Raw genomic sequence first — 19,767 nt, 5'->3', positions numbered from 1 at the left:
TAAGTGACCAGAGGCGAATCAAAGTTTCCTGCTGTGTCGGCGGTCTTGGCTGAAGTTTTTCATTCAGCCTAGAGCACGGGACGACCTTGTAAACTCGCGAATTTCAGCGAGGTTTCAAGGCGAGCTGGAAGACCGCCCTTTGGCTGGAAGCGTTCCCCACAGCAGGGAACTTTGAATTCGCCGCCGGGAACGACCCTATTTTGCCAAGACATTTGCAAACGCGACGGTTGTAAAAGCGTTTTCAAATAGTTATACTTAAAAAGTCTTAGGTCACAAATTGAAAGGAATGAAAAATTGATGAATAAGACGAAGAAATGGTTGGTTTTAGGTTTAGGTTTAAGCTTAGTGATGGGCGTCGGTCTCGTTGGTTGCGGGAAGAGCTCATCGTCGTCGGAGTCAACAAACACCAAGGTTGCTAACAAGAAGACCTTGATTGTGGCAACGTCTGGGACTTTATACCCCACGTCGTTCCACACCTCCAAGAATAGTAAGCTGACGGGGTATGACATTGAAGTTGTTCGTGCCGTCGCCAAGGGTCTGCACAAGAAGGTTGAGTTCAAGGAACTCAGCGTTGACGGTCAATTAACGGCGGTCAACACGGGTAAGGCCGATATGGCAGCCAACGACTTTGGGTTGTCCCCTGCCCGGAAGAAGCAGTATGCGCTGTCCACGGTGTACAAGCACTCCTTCAACAGTATCATGGTCCGGAACAGTAATGACTCCGGCATCCACAATTGGTCAGACATCAAGGGGAAGAAGTCTGCTGGTGAAGCCGGAACGGGCTATCAACGGCTGGCCCAACAACTTGGTGCCAAATTGGTCAACTATGACAACGTTTCGAATGATGTTTATTTGAAGGACGTTAAAAATGGCAAGACTGATATGATCATGAACGACTACTACCTGCAAAAGCTAGCGTTGAAGGCGATTCCAAACAATGGCCTGCATTTAGTCAAGAACATGTACTTTACCACCAGCGATGATGGTCAGGGTGTGGGGATCTTGATGAAGAAGAGCAACACCAAGCTGAAGGCCGAAGTCGACAAAGAAGTTCAAAAATTATTAAAGAACGGTACCATCAAGAAGATTTCTGAAAAGTACTATGGCGCCGATGTCACGAAGAAGCCGAACGTGAAGATTTCTAAGAACTTCACCATTAAGTCTAAGTACACGGGTCAATAGAAAGTCAGGTGGCGCCACTGTGCTAAAATATTTCTCGATTCCGGGATTTTTTAACGCCAAGTTGGCTTGGTCATCCATCCCCCAGATCCTGGCGGGACTGCCGATGACCATCTACCTAACTTTAATGGCCTTCGTGTTGGCCACAATTCTGGGAATGTTCCTGACGCTGGCGCAACTCAGCCACATTCGGGTACTGCACTGGATTGCCCGCGCCTATATTTCCTTTATGCGCGGCGTGCCCATGCTGGTCGTCCTGTTCATCGTCTACTTTGGCTTTGGCCTGACTGCCATCCCCGCCGCCATCATATCGTTTACGATTGGTGCCGCGGCGTTCGTGTCCGAGGTCTTCCGGTCCTCATTTCTGGGGATCGACCACGGTCAGTACGAAGCCGCCTACTCGATTGGGTTGCCCTATCGCAAGGTCATGCGCCTGATTATCATTCCGCAGGCCTTTCGCATCAGCATTCCAGCCCTCGGCAACATTCTGCTGGACATGTTCAAGGGCACCTCGCTGGCCGCCATGATCACCGTGACCGAAATGTTTATGGACGCAAAAATTGTGGCCGGGGCCAATCAGGACTACATGACGATCTACATCACGATTGCCATTCTTTATTGGCTCTGTTGCGTGGTCTTAACGGCTGGGCAGAACTGGCTCGAGCGGTATTTAGATTATGACCGGAAATCAATTCATATGAAAATGATTTAATATTTTACAAATAAGGTCCGAAACCGTTAATTGGTTTCGGACCTTATTTTGTTCTAGTACGCTTAACTGAAGATAAAAACTCTTACGATTTACACCTTAACCCCGCGCACCAAGTAGCTGTTCATCCAAGGGCCAGACCACCACCCGTTGATACCCAGCGAATGGGCTTCTCGAACATCCATATGCGCCGCATTGAGAATCTGACGATACTCAGCGGCGTGATGGCCAGTGTCAATGATGACCAACTGGCCACCTGGTTTCAACACCCGAACCGCCTCTTGTAGCGCCCGTTGTCGTTGCTGGATACCATGAATATTATGCAACGCAAAACTGGTGGTGATGACGTCAAATTGGTCGTCCGAAAAGGGCAACGCCACCATGTCGCCGGTCACTAATTTGACTCGGTCGGTGAGCCCTAATGCCGTCACGTTTCGCTGAGTGACTGCCGCGGCGTTATGCGACTGGTCGCGTGAATGCCACAAGTCCAGTCCCACGGCTTGTCCCGACTTTTCTAATTGCCCGGCCAACCGGGTTAACAGTGCCCCCCGGCCACAGCCGAGATCCAGAATCTGGTCGGTCGCCTTCACGCCCAGTCGCGGAATCAGCTGATCAAACAACCGATACTTTCCCCGAACCGTGGTATGTAAGAAGAGTCCCCCCTCGACGAACACGATGACCGCCGCAATCACCTCTAGGACGATGGGTGCCGCTGGTCGCAACACATAGCCCTGCACAAACAAAAGGACCGCCGCCAACAGATACAGCGTGGGAACGAGTGGCGCATCGATCCCAAAAGTTTTCCAATTAGACATCATTCTGACCTCCCCCAAATTTTCACAATCACCCCGATTCGTTCATTATAGCTAACGCACAAAAGGTTGTAAATTCCCTTTACCAAGCCTGTACACTAACTTTACCAAATCTGTGTATATTAGCTGTTACGACGAAAAAAGTGGTTGCAATTATTTTTGCAACCACCTTGCTAATCTCTGTTGTTAACTAAAGGCTTCTACCCAGTAAGACCTCACCACTTGGCATTAATTTCACTGGTGCTTGTCAAAATCAGCCTCACTTTTTTCTAAAACAAACTGATTTGCTAATAATCAGTTACTGCCAAATTAGGCAGACAAAGTTTTTGCACTCAGCCTAGCTTACTTACTACCTTCAGAGGAACCACCATCAATAACAACTGTTTGTCCCGTCACAAAGCTTGCCTTTTCTGATGCTAAGAAAACAATAACCTCGGCAATCTCCTCTGGCTTAGCATATCGTTTCATCGGTATTAGGCTCATGGCTAGATTGCCAAGCTCATTTTCGCCGTCCAAAACGCTCTTAGTCATTCCTGTATAGGTAACTCCAGGAGCAACCGCATTGACTCTAATATTTTTGTCTGCATAATCAACCGCAGCTGATTTAGTCATTCCGATGACACCTGACTTTGCCGCAATGTATGGCCCCATCGTCGGATTTGCCACAACACTTCCTAAGGAAGAAGTGTTCACAATTGATCCCTTACCCACCGAAACGAAATGCTTTAGTTCAGCACGCATTGTCAAAAACGTGCCGCGCAAATCAATATTAATTGTTTGATCAAACTCTTCATTTGTCAATTCAGCAAACGGCCGAAATGTACCAGAAATACCCGCATTATTGACCGCATAATCTAAGCGCCCAAATTTATTCAAAATTTGCTGTAAGCCATCTTCAACTTCTTTTTCCTGACTGATATCCATTTTGATGGTCAACACCTCACCACCATACTGGGAAACTTCTTTAGCTGCTGATGCCAAGCCCGCCATATCAACATCGGCCATAGCAACCTTAGCGCCCTCTCTTGCGAAAATTTTTGCTGTTGCTAAACCGATACCAGATTTACTCCCCGTTACTAATGCTACTTTGCCTTTTAACATAGTCATCGCTCCTCAATATATTTTGAATTCGACTTCACAATTGAGTATAATGAAAGCGTCTACATTAATCATTAGGATATTCCCCAAAATAGACTGATTATTTTGTTCCTGGTGGCATTATAAAAGGAGGTATCTAGCTCTTTTGCGGTTAGATTGGCTAATCCGTTCCTTGGGCTTTTCCCCAAAAAGTTTAAAAACAAGTGCCGTCTGGCGGTCAGAGGTTGTGCAGATTTGCGCAACACATCGTCCGACCTATTTGGCACTATATTCAGCCCAGTATCCTAAAATATTCTTAGAGCAAGGTCCCCGATTATCGCTTAGAATTGTTAAAAACAGGGTAAACTTATCGCTTCCAATTGCCATAGATGCGACACTTATTGCGCAAATCAACCATATTCTCTCAACGGATTATCTTGCCCTACAACTTTTTTCAAAAATTCAAGCAGATTATGGTGGTAAACAAGATTTGCAACGCGTCTTTAACCTCACGGCTCAAACAATATCAGCTCCTATCGTTATTGTAGATAGTTCCAAAAGAATCATTGCCCGCAGTTCAAATTCAACGAGTGACTCCCAAATTAACTCACTCTTGACTAAGGAGAAAATTTTACCGACTCATAGCTTTCCATTTATTGAGCAACGAGGTAGCGAGAACCAACGAATTGTCGCTAGTTTCTGGCTTGATGATCACTGGTACGGAAATATATATGCTTTTCTATCCAATGATAATCAGCTAGATTTGCTTCTTTCATGCCTATTAGTTGCCAAGCTCAAAGACCTTAACCAAGAACTAATTCCTAGTCTCTCAAACTATCAACCGATTAAAACTGCCAATATTCTTTATTCATCTGACCTTGAGAACTTGTTTCATGGGAGCCCAATAGCAGCTTCCAAGTCTAAACAGATTTTTCAAACCTTACAGCCTTACCAGTACATCTTCAGTTTTAAATTTAATTCTTCTGCTAACAACATCTTCAAGCAGGACCTTCTTCAGCAACTTTCCTTATTATCCCAACATGGCTATTATATGTATGATAATGGTGAATTGATTTTGTTATTGGGCTTCTCTCAGCTTCTAACAACGACACCCACGATCATTCAACGAATAAAAGAGCTAACAGATGACCGCCAAATGTTCACCGGTATCAGTATGCCTTTCGAAGAAGAACATAGTATTAAACACGCCTTTCAGCAATCTCGTATTGCGCTAAATTACGCGACCGATTCCCGCTTAAAAACAACAACCGTCGCCTTTCAGGACATCGCCACCCATGAATTCTTGAGCCAGGCTAAAGAAAAATTTGAGTTGTCGTCTTACATTCAGCCGGAAATTATGTATTTAAAAGAATTAGAGACCCAGCAGGAGATCCCTTACTACACAACACTGCGAACATATTTGTACTGTAACCAAAATGCTTCCCTAGCCGCAAAACACTTAAACGTACACCCCAATACACTTATCTATCGTATTGATAAAATTAAAGCCCTGATTCATGAGGACTTTCAAACTCCTGAAAGGTCACTAAATTATCGACTAGGATTCTTGCTAGCAGACACGTTAACCCAAAACACGCAAGGCATCCCCAACATGCATTTTGACTGTTAGTCACTGTTTTTTAAAATTCGAAAATGAACTTATTTTCAAACAAAAAAGTGGTCTTGGAAAAAATCCAAAACCACTTTTTTCAGTTCAATTTTTACTGTTCTTGGCGCTTAAGTGCCTTGTGGAACAGGGAATCGACGGGTTCTTCATGGTAAATCAGGTCGATGGCCTTCCCAAACATTTCGCCCACGGACATCACGACAAACTTGTCGCTTTGCTTGTCCTCTGGCAATTGAATGGAGTCGGTAATGACGACCTTCTTCAACACGGAATCGTTAATGCGTTGGGTCGCGTCACCGGACAGAACCGCGTGGGTCGCTGCCGCGTAAACATCCGCCGCACCGGCCTTCTTTAAGGCGTCGGCGGAAACGGTGATCCGGATGGCGGTATCAATGATATCATCCACCAGGATGGCGTGCTTCCCCTTCACATCCCCAATGACGGCTTCAGGATGAGCCGCGTTCTCCGTATCGGAACGGTTGTCGATAATGGCAATCGGGGCGCCTAAGAGTTCAGCTAACCGCCGGGCCCGACTGACACCAGCATGGTCAGGCGCAACCACGACGATATCCTCGTCGGCCAAGGTCGTGCTGTTTTCAAAGTAGCTGGTCAGTAACCGGTCACTCTGGAGGTGGTCAACGGGAATGTCAAAGAATCCTTGCAGCTGAGCCGCATGCAGGTCTAAGGCAATGACCCGGTTGACGCCGTCCATTTGTAGCAATGACGCAATCAACTTGGCCGTAATGGGTTCGCGGGAACGGGCTTTACGGTCGGCCCGTGAGTAACCGTAGTACGGAATGACCACGTTGATCTTCTCAGCGCTGGCCCGCCGTGCAGCATCCACCATGATCAATAATTCCATCAGGTTCGTGTTAACCGGATCCGAAACGGATTGAATCAGGAACAATTCATCCCCCCGAATACTTTCGTCAATACTGATCTGAATCTCACCGTCACTAAAGTGCTTGATTGTTGCCTTCCCTAATTCGACACCTGCCGCCTTCGCAATCTTTTCGGCGAGTGGTCGGTTCGAGTTCAAAGCAAAGACTTTCATTCTGCCAGCTTCGACGTGTTCTGCCATAACAGCCTCCCTGTGGGTTTTCCACAAATTCGTATATTTTACGGACTACCGGGCACTGGTCATTTTCATCAGACCAACTGACGCCCAGTAGCGCGCTTTTTTCTGTCTTTATTATCGCAATCTTTGACCGGAAACGCAACGCTTGCAACCGCTATTTTATACGGATGGCATAAATTGTTTGGGTGACACACCCTGCATCCCGATCATGGGATCAATCTTTCGGCTCAAAACCAGTTCCGGCGTCAAACGGTAATCCGTTGGCGTCGTGGGTTCTGGCGTGTCAGTTGACGTGCCATCTGCCGTGGCTGGCTCGGGCGTTTCCACCGCAGCCGTGGTTGGTGCCGCAGCCGGTGCCGGCGTCTCGGTCTCAACAGTCGACGTCGTTTCTACCGGCTCGTCAGGCTCCGCGGGCGTCCCATCTGGGTCCAGCACCGTTTGAATCCGCGTTGTCAGCGTAGTGTTTCGGTTGACGCCCAGGCTGGTGACACAGGCCTCGAAGGCCCGCGGCTCACCCAGAAGGATCAGCATGTCCGCCGCCCGCGTGACCGCCGTATACAGCAGGTTTCGTTGGAGCATCCGGTTGTACTGGCCGACCATGGGCAGGATCACCATTTTAAATTCGGACCCCTGTGACTTGTGAATCGACATACAGTAAGCCAGCGTTAGCCGATTCCAGTCGTTCCGGGCATACGTGACCTCGGTCTGTTCAAAGGCAATCGTCAGCTGATCACTCTTGACCTCGCTGTGCTTATCGCTGGCCAAATCGATCCCGGTAATCACCCCGATATCCCCGTTAAACACGTTGTTTTCGGGGCTGTTGACCAGATGCAAGACCTTGTCGCCAATCCGAAATTTCTGGTTACGGAACTCAACTTCCTTGGTCCGTTCAGACTTTTTCGGGTTCAAGATATCCTGTAATACCACGTTTAGCCGGTCAATCCCGGCCGAGCCCCGGTACATGGGCGCCAGCACCTGAATATCACTGGCGGAAAAGCCCTTGGCGTGGGCCTTCTGAACGATTTGGTCAATCACACTCTCCACCTGATTGGCGTGGCAGGCGATAAACGACCGGTCCTTTTGGTTCTTGGTGAAGTCAGCCGGTAGTTTCCCCGATTTGATAGCGTGGGCCAGCGGGATGATGGACGAGCCATCCTCCTGCCGATAAATCGTATCGAGCTGAATCTTTTGCAGCTGGTCACTGGCCAACAGGTCGTGAAAGACCTGACCGGGGCCGACGGATGGCAGTTGGTCCTTATCGCCGACCAGCACGACCTGCATCCCCACGGGCACGGCCCGCAAGAGTGTCTTCATCAGGTAAACGTCGACCATCGACGTTTCATCGATGATCAATAGCCCGCCCTCTAAGTCGTTGGTGGCCGCCTCATCCAGGTTATCTTCCCGGCCGGTCAGGCCCAGCAAGCGGTGAATCGTGCCGGCCGGTAAGCCAGTCGACTCGCTCATCCGCTTGGCCGCCCGACCGGTTGGCGCGGCTAGGAGGATTGGAAACGGCTTTTCCTTGTATTCGTTGATGTCGAGTGAGACCTCGTGCATGCGAGCGTACAAATTGACGAGGCCACGAATAATCGTGGTCTTCCCGGTCCCGGGTCCCCCGGTCAGCAGCATGACCTTGGCCTGGATAGCCGCGGTCAACGCCGCCGTTTGGGACTCATCGTACACGATGTCGCCCTGCTTCTCCACGATACGGAGTTGCTTACGGATGGCGTCATCATTGAACTTAGCCGGCGAATCATCTGCCTTTAACAGTCGCTGCAGGTTCTCCGCAATCTGCCATTCGGCGTCGTAGAGCGTCTTCAAATAAATGCGTTGGTCGTCGCCCACGACCTTCTGTTCCTTAGCCAGTTCCAGCAGTTCATCCGCTAGTTTGGCTGGGTCCAGGCGAACGTTGCGTGAATTTTCCAACAGGCTCAACGCGTTGGCCAGTAACGGTTTAGCCGTGGTATAGGTATCCCCGTTAGCCACCGACAGGTCGTTGAGCGTCTGTAACAGGCCGGCCCGCAACCGTTCGGGCTTATCCGCCTCGTAACCCAGCTGGGTGGCGATTTGGTCTGCCCGCCGGAAGCTGACCCCGTTGATGTCTTCGGCCAATTGGTACGGATTCTCGTGAATCACGTCCAGCGTTTTTTCCTGGTACCGGTTATAAATGGCTGCGGCCAACGTGCTCCCGAAGCCGTAACCGTTGAGGCCGATGATGATCTGCTCCATCCCGTTATTGGTCTGGAGTTGACTGATCAGGGTCGCCGACACCTTGGGCGACAAGCCAAGTGGCTGAAGCACCGCCGGATCGTTTAAAATTTCTTCAATGGCGTTGGTGCCCAAAGCATCCACAATTTTCTCGGCTGTCTTCTTGCCCAGCCCAGGAAAGTCGTCACCGCTTAAATAGCCGACCACGCCGTTGCGGGTGGTTGGCGTTTCATTTTGATAGTTATCCGCCTGAAACTGGACCCCATACTTGGGGTGTTCCACGCGCTTACCCGTGAAGCGGTAGGTCACGTCGTCCTTGATATCGGCAAAGTTCCCGGTGACGACGATTTCGTCCTCGTGCCAGTCCATGCTGGTCTCGGATACCTTGACCAGCATGACCTTGTAGAAGCTATCGTTGCTGGCAAAAAAGACCGCACTGACGGTGCCGACCACGTAATCGGCCTGGGGCGCGCCACTTTCTTCAAATAAATCGAGCGATTCGGTTGCCATCTGTGCGCCTCCCTTACTTTTGGTCGTCAGTCTTGCCCCGTTGCGTTTGCACGAAGCGTTCAATGTCGGCTAGCCGTTGCTGGCCCTTCTCATAGTACGTGGGGTCCAGTTGCTTGGCCTGGGCGAAATGGTCCTGGTAGGGTTGGCCTAAAACCATGGCCACCAGGCCGCGGTCAAAGTGGGCCCGGCCGTTCTTGGCATCCAGCTGGAGCACGCGGTCATAGTATTCGGCCGCCTGGTCCATGTTCCCCAGAGCCAATAGGTTTTCGGCCATGACCTGGAGGGTCGCCTCGTCATTTGGCTGGCTAGTCAGCGCCGTTAAGGCAAAGGCCAGTGCCCGCTTGTGGTCGCCGTTGGCCATATAGCTCTGAGCCATCATCAGGTAGCCGGCGCCCTTCCACTGCGCCCCCAGCTGATCAAATTGCTGGATGGCCTTAGTATAATCTTCCGCAGCGTAGTACACGTTGCCTAGTCCGTAGCGGAGTTTTTCCACCACGGCTGGTTGGGTCGCAAAGAGCCCGAGGGCCTTCATCAGGAGTTCCTCGGCTTGGGCGTAGGAGTTCAGGTCGACCAGCACCGTGGCCAACTCGTAATACGCTTCCGCATCACCGGGATGGGTGTCGATTCGTTGAACTAATTGATGGACCATTTGTTCTGATTTTTCTTTATCCGCATCGCGGGTCATTTTTTCTTCAGTCATTTTATCACCTAAATTGTATCGGTTGGCGTTGCAGCTGCCGTCAAGAAGCTGGTATCGTTCCAGTCGACCAGGTCGTAGTGGTGCCCGTCCACGGTCTCCAGAACCGTCACACTGGTGTTTCGCAGGCCCCCACGTTTCCGCAGGTCGGCCAGTGGGGTCCCCAGTAACGCGTTGATTTCCGCGTTCAGGGCCGCACCATGGCTAACGATGAGAACATTGTCGGTCGGCTTGGGATTAGCCGCCACGATTTTCTGAATGGCGGGCGTCATCCGGTCGATCACCTGGGTAAACGTCTCCCCACCAATCTTTGCCGCATCATAGCGGTCCGGATGATTGCGAAAGGCATCGAGTTCGGCTGGGAATTGGTCGCGCACCGCGGTAAACGCCATACCTTCCATCTTGCCCAAATGAAATTCCTCCAGGCGGCTAACCAGCGTCAGCGGCACCTGTTGGTGTAATTCTTTGACCACGTGTTGGGCCGTCACCCGGGCCCGTTTGATGGGACTGGCGTACGCGTGGGTGAACGGCGTGTCCTTCAAAAAACGGCCGACCTGCACCATCTGGTCGTAGCTCTCGGTTAACAGTGGGGAATCGCCCCCGGCGCCTTGGAACCGGCCTTCCAGGTTCCATTCGGTCTTGCCGTGGCGAATAAAGTATAATTTCAAAATTGTTGCCGTCCTTTCCGTAAAGTCACATAGTCTATATTATGCCAGTTTTTCCTAAGTTTTCAAAGAAACATCCGTTAGAAAATTCAAATTGCTGTGGTTCTTGGTCTGCCTCCGCTGCGGTGAAATAGGGACTGCTCCCCTGTGGGGACCGCCTGCGGCCTGAGAAGCGGTCCTCCGACTCGCCTTGAAGCCTCGAAGGCCACGAGTCTCCAAGGTCGTCCCGTGCTGTAAGCTAGGAAAGAACCCTAGCTAACACCACCGACACAGGGGCTTGTCCCTATTCACCTCCGCTCCGGCAGCCCAAGAACAGACTGATTTAAATTTTACGGTTGTTTCTTTCACTTAGGTCGCTGGTATTATATCCACCGCTATCGTGTTCACCACTTTATGTTAGCTAATAACGCTCAATCAAAGTTACGTTGCCTAGGACATCCCCACAACTCCGACTGTCAGTTACCAGTAGTCAAATCATTACCAGTTCTCCATTGAATCGGCCTCGCCACCACATCAGCTGCCAGTCATCGCTGTCTCCGCCGCAGGGATGGTGAAAATAGGTTCAGCCGTGGGACTTGTCGTGAGGGCGGAACGTTCTCATGACAAGTGGTGTTTTTGAGACGCGGGTTTCGGCTCAGAAACAAGGTCAGAGACCGCCCTTTGGCTCTGGCCGTCCTGCCCACCGCGTTCCGACCTATTTTCACCATCCCGGAGGCCCTGACAACGACCAGTAAAAACCAAAAAGCTCCTCATTGAACCAGCGAGGCCGGTTCAATGAGGAGCTGAAAGATTAGATTAACTGTAACTCGCGGTCCTTGTTGTAGGCAGCGTCGATGATGGCACTCCCCAAGCACTCGTCACCGTTGTAGAACACAACGGCCTGACCAGGCGTGATAGCCCGGGCTGGGTCGTCAAATTCAACTGTGACCTGCTGACCGTCCTCGCTCAAGTGAACGGTCACGCCAGTATCCTTTTGCCGGTAACGGAACTTCGCCGTGCAGTGGAAGTCACTACCGCGGTCAATCGTGTTGACCCAGTGAATGTCCGAAGCAGACAGGTGCGTTGCGTACAGATGAGAGTTGTGGTAACCCTTGCCCACGTACAAAATGTTCTTGGTCAAGTCCTTACCGATCACGAACCAAGGCTCGTTATCCTCACCGTCACCACCGATACCTAACCCGCGACGCTGACCGATCGTGTAGTACATCAATCCGGCGTGGTCACCCTTGACCTCACCGTCGACCGTCATCATCTTGCCGGGCTTAGCTGGCAGATACGTGTTCAAGAAGTCCTTGAAGTGACCCTTTTCACCGATAAAGCAGATTCCCATGGAGTCCTTCTTATCAGCGGTGGCCAAACCGGCTTCCTTCGCAATTTCACGGACCTGGGGCTTAACCAGGTCACCGATTGGGAACATCACGCGGTCCAGCTGCTCCGTTGAGAGCTGACTCAAGAAGTAAGTCTGGTCCTTGTTCTGATCCACGGCCCGCATTAAGTGTGCGTCGCCGTTCTCGTCACGCGTCAACTGGGCATAATGACCCGTCGCGATGTAGTCGGCACCTAATTCCAATGCGTAGTCCAAGAAAGCCTTGAACTTGATCTCCTTGTTGCAGATCACATCGGGGTTCGGCGTCCGACCCTTTTTGTACTCGTCCAAGAAGTACGTGAACACGCGGTCCCAGTATTCCTTTTCAAAGTTGACGGAGTAGTAAGGAATGCCAATTTGTGAGGCAACCTTTGCTACATCTTTATAGTCTTCAGTGGCGGTACAAACCCCGTTCTCGTCCGTATCGTCCCAATTCTTCATGAAGACGCCGATCACGTCGTAGCCCTGCTGCTTTAAGCGCAAAGCGACAACGGAGGAATCGACCCCGCCACTCATACCAACGACAACCCGTGTATGGCTGTTGTCCTGCATGATATCACCATCATTTCTCTCAGATTCTGGAGAATCTACGATTTGAAGGTCGCATAAATCCAGTATTTCCTAGTTTACCCATTTTCAAACGGTTTTGCAAGCCTGGCGTTTCCTTTCACCTAACTGCCCCGTTTCCAGTGGTGTGACTGGTCAAACCGCCCTGGACGTGTATAATGATAAAATGATGAGAAAATAATTAGAATCCATCATTGTTAGGAAGTGACATCTATGCCTTCACCCATTATTTCGGTCGACCACGCGAATTTTAGCTACGTGACCTTCACCAAGCAAGCCGGCTTCAGCGGGGCCTGGCACGACCTCTTTCACCGCCAAAAAAGCACCGTCGCGGCCGTTCAAGACGTTTCACTGCACGTCAACCGGGGCGAGGTTCTCGGCCTCCTGGGCGCCAACGGGGCGGGTAAAACGACCCTGATCAAACTGATGACGGGCATCCTGCCGATTAATACCGGTGACGTCCGCCTGTTCACCGACCAGGTTCCCTTTCGCAAGCGGCCGGCCTTCCTTCAGCGTATCGGCGTCATGCTGAGCCAGAAGAGTCAGCTGGCCTGGGACCTGCCACCACTGGACACCCTGGTACTCCTGCGGGAGATCTACTACATCCCCCATGACGCCTTCACCACCTGGCTGGCGTTTCTCACCAAGGAGCTGGCCGTGACCCCCCAACTCCACGTGCCCGTCCGGAAGCTCTCACTGGGCCAACGCATCAAGTTCGAACTCATCTGTGCGCTGATCCATAAGCCCGAGATTCTCTTCCTGGACGAACCCACGATTGGCATCGACGTCAGTAGTCAGGCCAACATTTACCGGTTCCTCAAGCAGCTGAACCGCGACACTCAGATGACCATCATCCTGACCAGCCACAACACCAAGGATATCGAGGCGCTGGCCCAACGCGTTGCGGTCATCAACCACGGTCACAAGATTTTCGACGGCACCGTGACCGGCCTGATCAGTCGTTACGCCACCGTGCCGCTCCTGGAAATTGTGACCGACACGCCGCTGGACCCGCTGCCCACCCACGTGCGCCAAGTGGATGCGACCCATTATGAGATTGACGCGACTGCGCTAACCGAATTGCCGATCGACCCACGCCGCATTTTAAGCGTCAACCGGCACAACGGCAGCCTGGACGCCATCCTCACCCAACTGTTTTCCGAGGAGGCGCCGACCCAATGAAATATTGGCTGACTTGTCAAAACGCCCTGATGGCCACGCTGGCCTACCGGGGCAACCTGGTTTTAAACCTACTGACGACCGCCGTCAATGTCATGGTCACCATCTTCATGTGGCTGGCCGTCTACAACTTTAGCGGTCGAAGTGACATTGCCGGCATCCAGCCCAACCAGATGGTCATCTACCTGATTGTGGTCAACGTTTTAGCCCTTATTTTTTCCGCGGAACCCATTTTCAAATTCAGCGGACTGGTCCGCAGTGGCAACCTCTCCGTCGTCCTCATGCGCCCCATCAATTATTTTATTCAGAGTTTCTGGGATTACCTGGGACGAGGCCTGCCTTTTCTGGTCATTTACGGCCTGGCGACGGGCTTTATCAGTCCCGTCTTTCGCCGCGGCCTACTGTACGCGCTGGCCAGCCTACTCCTGATGGGGTTGACCTATGGGATGTTTTTCCTGATGATCACCGCCATCAGCCTATGTAGCTTCTGGCTGGTGCAGGTCTGGCCGCTGCGGCCCGTGCTGAGCGCGCTCTTCCTGTTGCTAGGTGGGCAGGCGTTTCCACTTCAGGTGTTGCCACCGACATTTGCCTGGCTAATCTATAATCCCTTTTCCCTGGCCGGTAACCAACTGACGCTGCTACTCCTAGGCAAACTCTCGCTCAACCAGATCTTGCTGGCGGGTGGTTGGGCGCTGGGTTGGGCCGTCGTCGCCCTGGGTATTCTGAAGATTGTTTGGCCCCGGGGGATTCGTTCCTATGAGGGGGTGGGAAGCTAATGCTGAAAATTTATCGCGTGCTGGTCACGCAAAGCCTAGCGGAGACCATGACCTACCGGGTGACGACCGTGCTGACCGCCCTCTTCGGTGTCCTGTTCTACGCCATTGAGCTGATCACTGGGGGTGTGTATTTCTCGTTTACGCCGACGATTTACGGCTGGAATTTTCTCGACTACCTGAACCTCATCACCACGGCCAACCTCATCAGCTACGCCTACCAATTCTTATTCGTCGCGGGACACGAGGACCTGGTCGATCAAATCTTAGACGGCAACCTGGACTACTCTTTGTTGCGACCGGTCAACTCGTACTGGTTTCATGCGTGCTACCGGGTGGACTTTCCCTCGTTGGTCACGTTGCTGCTGACCGGCGGCATCGAGGGTGTAATTCTAAGCAAACTGCACCCGACACCGCTGAACCTCTTCCTCTATCTGGTCGCGGTGCTTGTCGGCATCGGCTTTGTCTTTGCCCTCAACCAGATCATGGTCACGCTGGCCTTTTGGGTCGACGGCCTGTCCGCACTCAACGGCCTGCCAGAAGACCTGATGGACGCGTCCGCGCGCCCGGCTAAAATTTATCCGCGGGTGATCCAACAGCTCTTCCTGTGGGTCATCCCCTCACTGGCCATCACCAACGTCCCGGCCCAGTTCGGCCATAACCAGCCCACCTGGCTGCTGCTGTGGACGGCCTTGGTCACCGGGGTGTTGCTGGTCATTTCTTACATTGAATGGCAACGAGGTCTGCTCAAGTACGTTTCGGCTAATTAGGCTTCAAAAAATGCTGCGCCTCTTCTCGGGGAGCAGCATTTTCAGGTAATACGATAGTTTGCTAACCCATCTCTGCTAAAATAGTTGCGGCAACTGGTCATTTCGCTAGAATCCGGCATAATGGCGGTATCAAACGAACCCAGTGTCATCTACCGGGCTCACTGGAGGGATCATTATGCACGTTGTCCAACAAAATTCTAAACTGCAGGAAGGCCTGTTTGGCGTCACGTTGCTGTTACTGATTCTGGCCGCCCTGACGACCCAGCCCATCGTCCTCGCCGTCATTAGTTTTCTCGCCCTGGTCACGCTGACGGGCCACTTTGATTTCTTCACCACGACCAAGGACCACCATTTTCTAAACGAGGCCGACCTCGCCCTGCAGATTCTCCTACTCCTTATTGCGGTTCTCAAGTTTATTCTGCTGTCACACGCAACCGTTGTTTAACCAACGGTCACGTCAACTTCGCTCACAACATAAACAGGCCAGCCCCGGGTTTACCCACCCAACGGCTAGCCTGTTTTTCTATAGATCACTGACTAACGATTGCACCGCAGTAGCCGTGACCGGTTCTGGTTCAAACGGCTGTAACCCTTGTGTGGCCACCAGATTTTCCAGCTGAGCAATGAAGGGCTCAATCCGCGCATCCGCGGCGATTTCACCGAAGCGACCGAAATCATACTGCCACCAGCGCAGGTCCAGCAAGCGGTCAATCGTGGGGAAATCAAAGCGGTACTTGATGATTCGGGCCGGCCATCCCGCCACGACCGCGTATGGTGGCACATCGTGCGTTACCAAACTCCCAGCGGCGACCACCGCGCCGTCACTGACCACCACGCCATGATTGCCAAAGACCACGTCGTCGCCAATTAAAACGTCATTGCCGATGACGATGGGCTGGACCGCCGCGGCTGGATTGGCGATGGGACGGTAGGTCTGCCCGCTTGTTTGCAAATAGTCCTGATACGCCGCCAGTTTACCGTCGAAGCTGACACTCGAGGTGGTGAAGCGGTCCAGGGGATGGTTGTGCCCGAGCTGACGGACCCGACTCCCAATCGAGGTGTAGCGGCCAACCACCGTGTTCACCGGCAGTTGACTCCAGGAATAGCTGAACGCGCCCATCGTGTAAAAGGCCGTGCCACGCCCAAACGTGGTGTAAGGCTCAATGCTAGCGGTCACGCCCCAGCGAATCTGGTCGGTCCCCACCTTGAACCGGGAAGCCGCCGAATTAAAGCGGGTATAGATGTGATGTGCCTGCAAATAATCATCGACGGCTGGCTGAACGGGAACCGTGATGGCCCGCGGCTTGTCGGTCAACTGCACGTCTCGCTGAAAGAAAGTATTGTGTTTGATCACCGTTATCATTTAGGCTTCCTCCCGTTCCGTCGCTGCCTGAACGTCCGCCAGCGTCAAGGGGGCTGGCGCGTAAGGAACCAGCGTGCCAGCCGCCTCCGCTGCCCGAATCTTCTCGATAAACTGACCAATGTCCTCTTGGACCTCAATGTCGCCGAATTGGCCGAAATCATACTGCCACCATTTCAACGCCATCAGCTCATGAATCGTCGCAAAGTCAAAGCGGAACTTGATGACCTTGGCCGGCCACCCGCCAACGACCGCATACGGCGGCACGTCCTTGGTTACCAGCGACCCCGCGGCGATAACTGCCCCGTCGTTGACCACGATGCCCTTGTTGCCAAACACACACCCCTTGCCGATCCACACGTCGTTGCCAATCACCACCGGCTTAATCTGATACATGCCATCCTGGCCGATGCTATCAAATTTAGAGGCAGGATGGTCCGCCAAGTAGTCGTTGAACGGCTGATGGTAGTGGTCAAACGTCAGGCTCGAGGTCGTGAAGTGGTGCAGCGCGTGGTCCACGTTCATCACGCTCGACCCCGCCGCAATCGACGAGTAGCGCCCGACCACCGTGTTGACCGGCAGCACGCTCCAGGAATAACTGAACGCCCCCATCGAATGAAAGGCCGCGCCCCGACCAAACGCCGTGTAGGGTTCGATCACGGCCTGATTGCCAAAGAAAATTTTGTCCTGATCAATTTTAAATCGACTGTCCTGCGAGTGAATCTCGCTATAGACGCGGTGCTCCCGGAATAACGCATTCACCGGTTTAGAGTACAGGAGCCGTAGCCGATTACGGTTCGTAGGATAGGTCAGGTCTCGTTGGAAAAAGGTGACGCCCGCAATTTCATTCACAATACATTCCCCCAAATCTACGCGTTCACGGATGGTTTACTGAGGTGGCTAGTATGTTATTCCCGTTCCCGACGGCAGATTCAAGATGCCCTGCTGTGGGGTCGGTTCCAGCCTGAGAAACGGGCTTCCACCTCGACTTTGAGCCACAGTGCGGTCTCAAAGGTCGCCCCCATGCTCTAAGCTGAGAGTAAATCACTCAGCTTAGACCATCGACACAGCTGTTCATCTTGATCTACCTCTGGTTACTGACATGGTAGCCCTCAGTTGACTGTTCCTTAGACAATAATAATCCTGCCTGTAATCGTGTCTGCCCTCAACCATCTGATTGATTGCACGTTTGAGACCAGCTAAGTATCAACAATTTGACTGCCATTACTGTCATGATAGCGAACCTCGTTCTTATAATCAACAGTTTAGCATGTATGTTTATTATCGGACAGAATTGAGGCGTTTGGATTGACCGAGAATTGACGCTCCGCCAACTCACTATCCCTTACTTACTACATAAAGAATTTAAGTCACCCAACCAAACTACACCCACATGCAAATCTACGTTCACCTCGCTAAAATTCAACAACTACCATGAGTGACCAGAGGCGAATCAAGGTGACCTGCTGTGTCGATGGTCTTGGCTGAGGTTCCTTCACTCAGCCTAGAGCATGGGACGACCTTGGAAACTCGTGGGCTTTGCGAGGCTTCAAGACGAGACGTAGGACCGCTTCTCAGGCCGGAGTCGTGCCCCACAGCAGGGCATCTTGAATTCGCCGCCGGGAACAACCCTTTCCCACCAACTTAATTTTTTTCGAAAAAAAAGTGGCTCTCCGGAGAGAACCACGTTAGATGCTTTACTTCTTCTGTAAAATTTCCCGGTCAATCAGGTTTTGCAGAATGAAATGATACTGTTCCACGTTACCCTCGGCGTGGGTGCCCTTGAAAATGTTGACGCGGGCGTTACCGGAGGCGTTGGTCGTGGACATCTTGAACCCGCTGAGGTCCTTGGCCACGACGACCTTTAACATTTGGTTCTTGTTATAAGGGGACGTTGGGTCAACTGACCGTTCCAGCGTGTAGTTACCGGCGTTGGAGACTTGGAAACCCACGTCCTTCAACGCGTAAGCCTTAATATTTGGGTGCAATTCGTAAGTATCCGTGTCACCCGTGATTTTCATTTCTTTTTCAAATAACATGTTACTTCACCTCGTTCTTTGAAAGTCGCTTCACGATGGCACTAACGTTCTTAATGAACGCGTCAATGTCGTCGCTCGTCGTTTGTGAACCAAAGGATAACCGAATCGACTCCGCAATGCGGGGACTGTCGGCGCCAAACATGGCGGTCAACACATGTGATGGTTCGATTGACCCGGCCGTGCAGGCAGATCCCCCAGAAACGGCGATGCCCGCCAAGTCCAGGTTGGTTTGCATCACGTAGGTTGAGATTCCCTTGATCCAGATGTTTAAGACGTGCTCCAGGTTCTCGCCTTCCAGTGAGCCGTTGATGGCAAAGTCCACGCCATTTTTGGTCAGACCGTCAACGACCTGTTGCTTGAAACCGTGGAACCGGGCCCGCTTTTCAGCCTTCACTTCCGGCGTCAACAGCTTAGCGGCCACGGCCATCCCAGCGATGGCGGGCACATTTTCCGTCCCCGCACGCCGCTTCTCTTCCTGGTCGCCACCCTTGATCAAGCTGGGGAAGTTCACGCCTTCACGTTTGTACAGGAAGCCAATCATCTTGGGTCCGTTGATCTTGTGCGCGGACGTCGAGAGCATGTCGATGTGGTCGCGTTGCACGTCGATGTCGAGTGACCCGTAAGCCTGCACGGCATCGGTGTGGAACCACGCTTGATGGTCCTTTAAAATCTCCCCAATTTCGTGAATCGGCATGCGACTGCCGACTTCGTTGTTCCCCATCATGATGGTCACCAGAATCGTGTCATCACGCAAGGCTGCCTTGAAGTCGTCCAGGCTGATGCGTCCCTGTTCGTCGACTGGCAAATAGGTCACGTCAAAGCCTTGTTCCTCCAACGCATGTAACGGCCGGAGCACGGCTTCGTGTTCAATCTCGGTGGTAATGATGTGTTTGCCTAAGGATTGACGCGTCAACGCGGTTTGGGTAATGGCCGTGTTGTCACTTTCACTCCCACCACTGGTGAAGATGATTTCTTCATCGTGAGCCGCATTGATGCTTTTGGCGATCACCTGGCGACTGTTTTCCATGACCGTGTGTGCTTGCCGACCCAAACCATACAGGGTTGAGGCGTTGCCGTACACGTTAGCCATCTTGTCGACCATTTCATTTAAAACCTCTGGCGCCATCGGTGTGGTGGCGGCGTTGTCCAGGTAG

The 19,767-nt window shown here is 52.0% G+C and carries 18 protein-coding genes; 7 read left to right on the top strand and 11 right to left on the bottom strand.

From position 1 onward, the window contains the following. The first annotated feature begins 297 nt into the window (after positions 1-297). Both JUF22_RS09830 and JUF22_RS09825 read left to right on the top strand, forming a co-directional pair. Entirely contained in the window at positions 298-1,182 is an 885-nt protein-coding gene (locus tag JUF22_RS09830) for a transporter substrate-binding domain-containing protein (protein ID WP_203646048.1), read from the top strand. A 19-nt stretch (positions 1,183-1,201) separates the two neighbouring features. After that, positions 1,202-1,891, top strand: a complete 690-nt coding sequence (locus JUF22_RS09825) for an amino acid ABC transporter permease (RefSeq protein WP_125763032.1) — start codon at positions 1,202-1,204, stop codon at positions 1,889-1,891. A gap of 89 nt (positions 1,892-1,980) precedes the next feature. Here the strand turns inward: JUF22_RS09825 and JUF22_RS09820 are convergent, their stop codons facing one another. Continuing rightward, positions 1,981-2,703, bottom strand: coding sequence for a class I SAM-dependent methyltransferase (locus JUF22_RS09820; RefSeq protein ID WP_203646047.1), 723 nt, complete (start codon positions 2,701-2,703; stop codon positions 1,981-1,983). Between the two features lie 339 nt (positions 2,704-3,042). Next, on the bottom strand, positions 3,043-3,801 hold the full coding sequence (locus JUF22_RS09815) for an SDR family NAD(P)-dependent oxidoreductase (protein ID WP_203646046.1): 759 nt from the start codon (positions 3,799-3,801) through the stop codon (positions 3,043-3,045). Positions 3,802-3,943: 142 nt separating this feature from the next. Between JUF22_RS09815 and JUF22_RS09810 the strand changes: the two genes are divergently transcribed. Then, a complete protein-coding gene (locus JUF22_RS09810; RefSeq protein WP_203646045.1) occupies positions 3,944-5,407 on the top strand; it encodes a PucR family transcriptional regulator in 1,464 nt (487 codons plus the stop codon). Positions 5,408-5,498: 91 nt separating this feature from the next. Here the strand turns inward: JUF22_RS09810 and JUF22_RS09805 are convergent, their stop codons facing one another. The 5 genes from JUF22_RS09805 to mnmA all read right to left on the bottom strand — a co-directional run bounded on the left by JUF22_RS09805 (position 5,499) and on the right by mnmA (position 12,477). Further along, positions 5,499-6,485, bottom strand: coding sequence for a ribose-phosphate diphosphokinase (locus JUF22_RS09805; RefSeq protein ID WP_203646044.1), 987 nt, complete (start codon positions 6,483-6,485; stop codon positions 5,499-5,501). A 156-nt stretch (positions 6,486-6,641) separates the two neighbouring features. After that, a complete protein-coding gene (gene recD2 / locus JUF22_RS09800; RefSeq protein ID WP_203646043.1) occupies positions 6,642-9,197 on the bottom strand; it encodes an SF1B family DNA helicase RecD2 in 2,556 nt (851 codons plus the stop codon). A 13-nt stretch (positions 9,198-9,210) separates the two neighbouring features. After that, positions 9,211-9,897 (bottom strand): tetratricopeptide repeat protein, encoded by a 687-nt coding sequence (locus JUF22_RS09795; protein ID WP_203646042.1) that lies wholly within the window; start codon positions 9,895-9,897, stop codon positions 9,211-9,213. A gap of 8 nt (positions 9,898-9,905) precedes the next feature. Continuing rightward, positions 9,906-10,565, bottom strand: a complete 660-nt coding sequence (locus tag JUF22_RS09790) for a histidine phosphatase family protein (RefSeq protein WP_203646069.1) — start codon at positions 10,563-10,565, stop codon at positions 9,906-9,908. A gap of 784 nt (positions 10,566-11,349) precedes the next feature. Then, a complete protein-coding gene (gene mnmA / locus JUF22_RS09785) occupies positions 11,350-12,477 on the bottom strand; it encodes a tRNA 2-thiouridine(34) synthase MnmA (RefSeq protein ID WP_125763044.1) in 1,128 nt (375 codons plus the stop codon). 228 nt (positions 12,478-12,705) lie between these two features. Here mnmA and JUF22_RS09780 point away from each other — a divergent pair, with 228 nt between their 5' ends. From JUF22_RS09780 to JUF22_RS09765, 4 genes are all read left to right on the top strand, one after another. Continuing rightward, positions 12,706-13,674: an ABC transporter ATP-binding protein gene (locus JUF22_RS09780; RefSeq protein WP_203646041.1), complete on the top strand. Its 969-nt coding sequence runs from the start codon at positions 12,706-12,708 to the stop codon at positions 13,672-13,674. Beyond that, positions 13,671-14,447, top strand: a complete 777-nt coding sequence (locus tag JUF22_RS09775) for an ABC-2 family transporter protein (protein ID WP_203646040.1) — start codon at positions 13,671-13,673, stop codon at positions 14,445-14,447. Before JUF22_RS09780 ends, JUF22_RS09775 begins: the two co-directional genes overlap by 4 nt. After that, the gene (locus JUF22_RS09770) at positions 14,447-15,214 is read left to right on the top strand and encodes an ABC transporter permease (RefSeq protein WP_203646039.1); all 768 of its coding nucleotides are present in this window, start codon (positions 14,447-14,449) and stop codon (positions 15,212-15,214) included. The genes JUF22_RS09775 and JUF22_RS09770 overlap by 1 nt, the downstream gene beginning before the upstream one ends. A gap of 175 nt (positions 15,215-15,389) precedes the next feature. Beyond that, a complete protein-coding gene (locus JUF22_RS09765) occupies positions 15,390-15,659 on the top strand; it encodes a hypothetical protein (protein ID WP_203646038.1) in 270 nt (89 codons plus the stop codon). Positions 15,660-15,737: 78 nt separating this feature from the next. On the opposite strand, the gene JUF22_RS09760 is transcribed toward JUF22_RS09765, so the two are convergent. The 4 genes from JUF22_RS09760 to JUF22_RS09745 form a co-directional block, all read right to left on the bottom strand. Further along, positions 15,738-16,577: a CatB-related O-acetyltransferase gene (locus JUF22_RS09760; protein ID WP_203646037.1), complete on the bottom strand. Its 840-nt coding sequence runs from the start codon at positions 16,575-16,577 to the stop codon at positions 15,738-15,740. Continuing rightward, entirely contained in the window at positions 16,578-17,426 is an 849-nt protein-coding gene (locus tag JUF22_RS13875; RefSeq protein ID WP_308439807.1) for a CatB-related O-acetyltransferase, read from the bottom strand. A gap of 845 nt (positions 17,427-18,271) precedes the next feature. Beyond that, positions 18,272-18,613 (bottom strand): DUF1831 domain-containing protein, encoded by a 342-nt coding sequence (locus JUF22_RS09750; RefSeq protein WP_203646036.1) that lies wholly within the window; start codon positions 18,611-18,613, stop codon positions 18,272-18,274. A 1-nt stretch (position 18,614) separates the two neighbouring features. Further along, positions 18,615-19,739 (bottom strand): cysteine desulfurase family protein, encoded by a 1,125-nt coding sequence (locus JUF22_RS09745; protein WP_236000759.1) that lies wholly within the window; start codon positions 19,737-19,739, stop codon positions 18,615-18,617. Positions 19,740-19,767: the final 28 nt, after the last annotated feature.

The organism is Levilactobacillus lanxiensis (genome assembly GCF_016861655.1).
Lineage (GTDB): Bacteria > Bacillota > Bacilli > Lactobacillales > Lactobacillaceae > Levilactobacillus > Levilactobacillus lanxiensis.
This window is presented reverse-complemented; position numbering and strand designations above follow the sequence as displayed.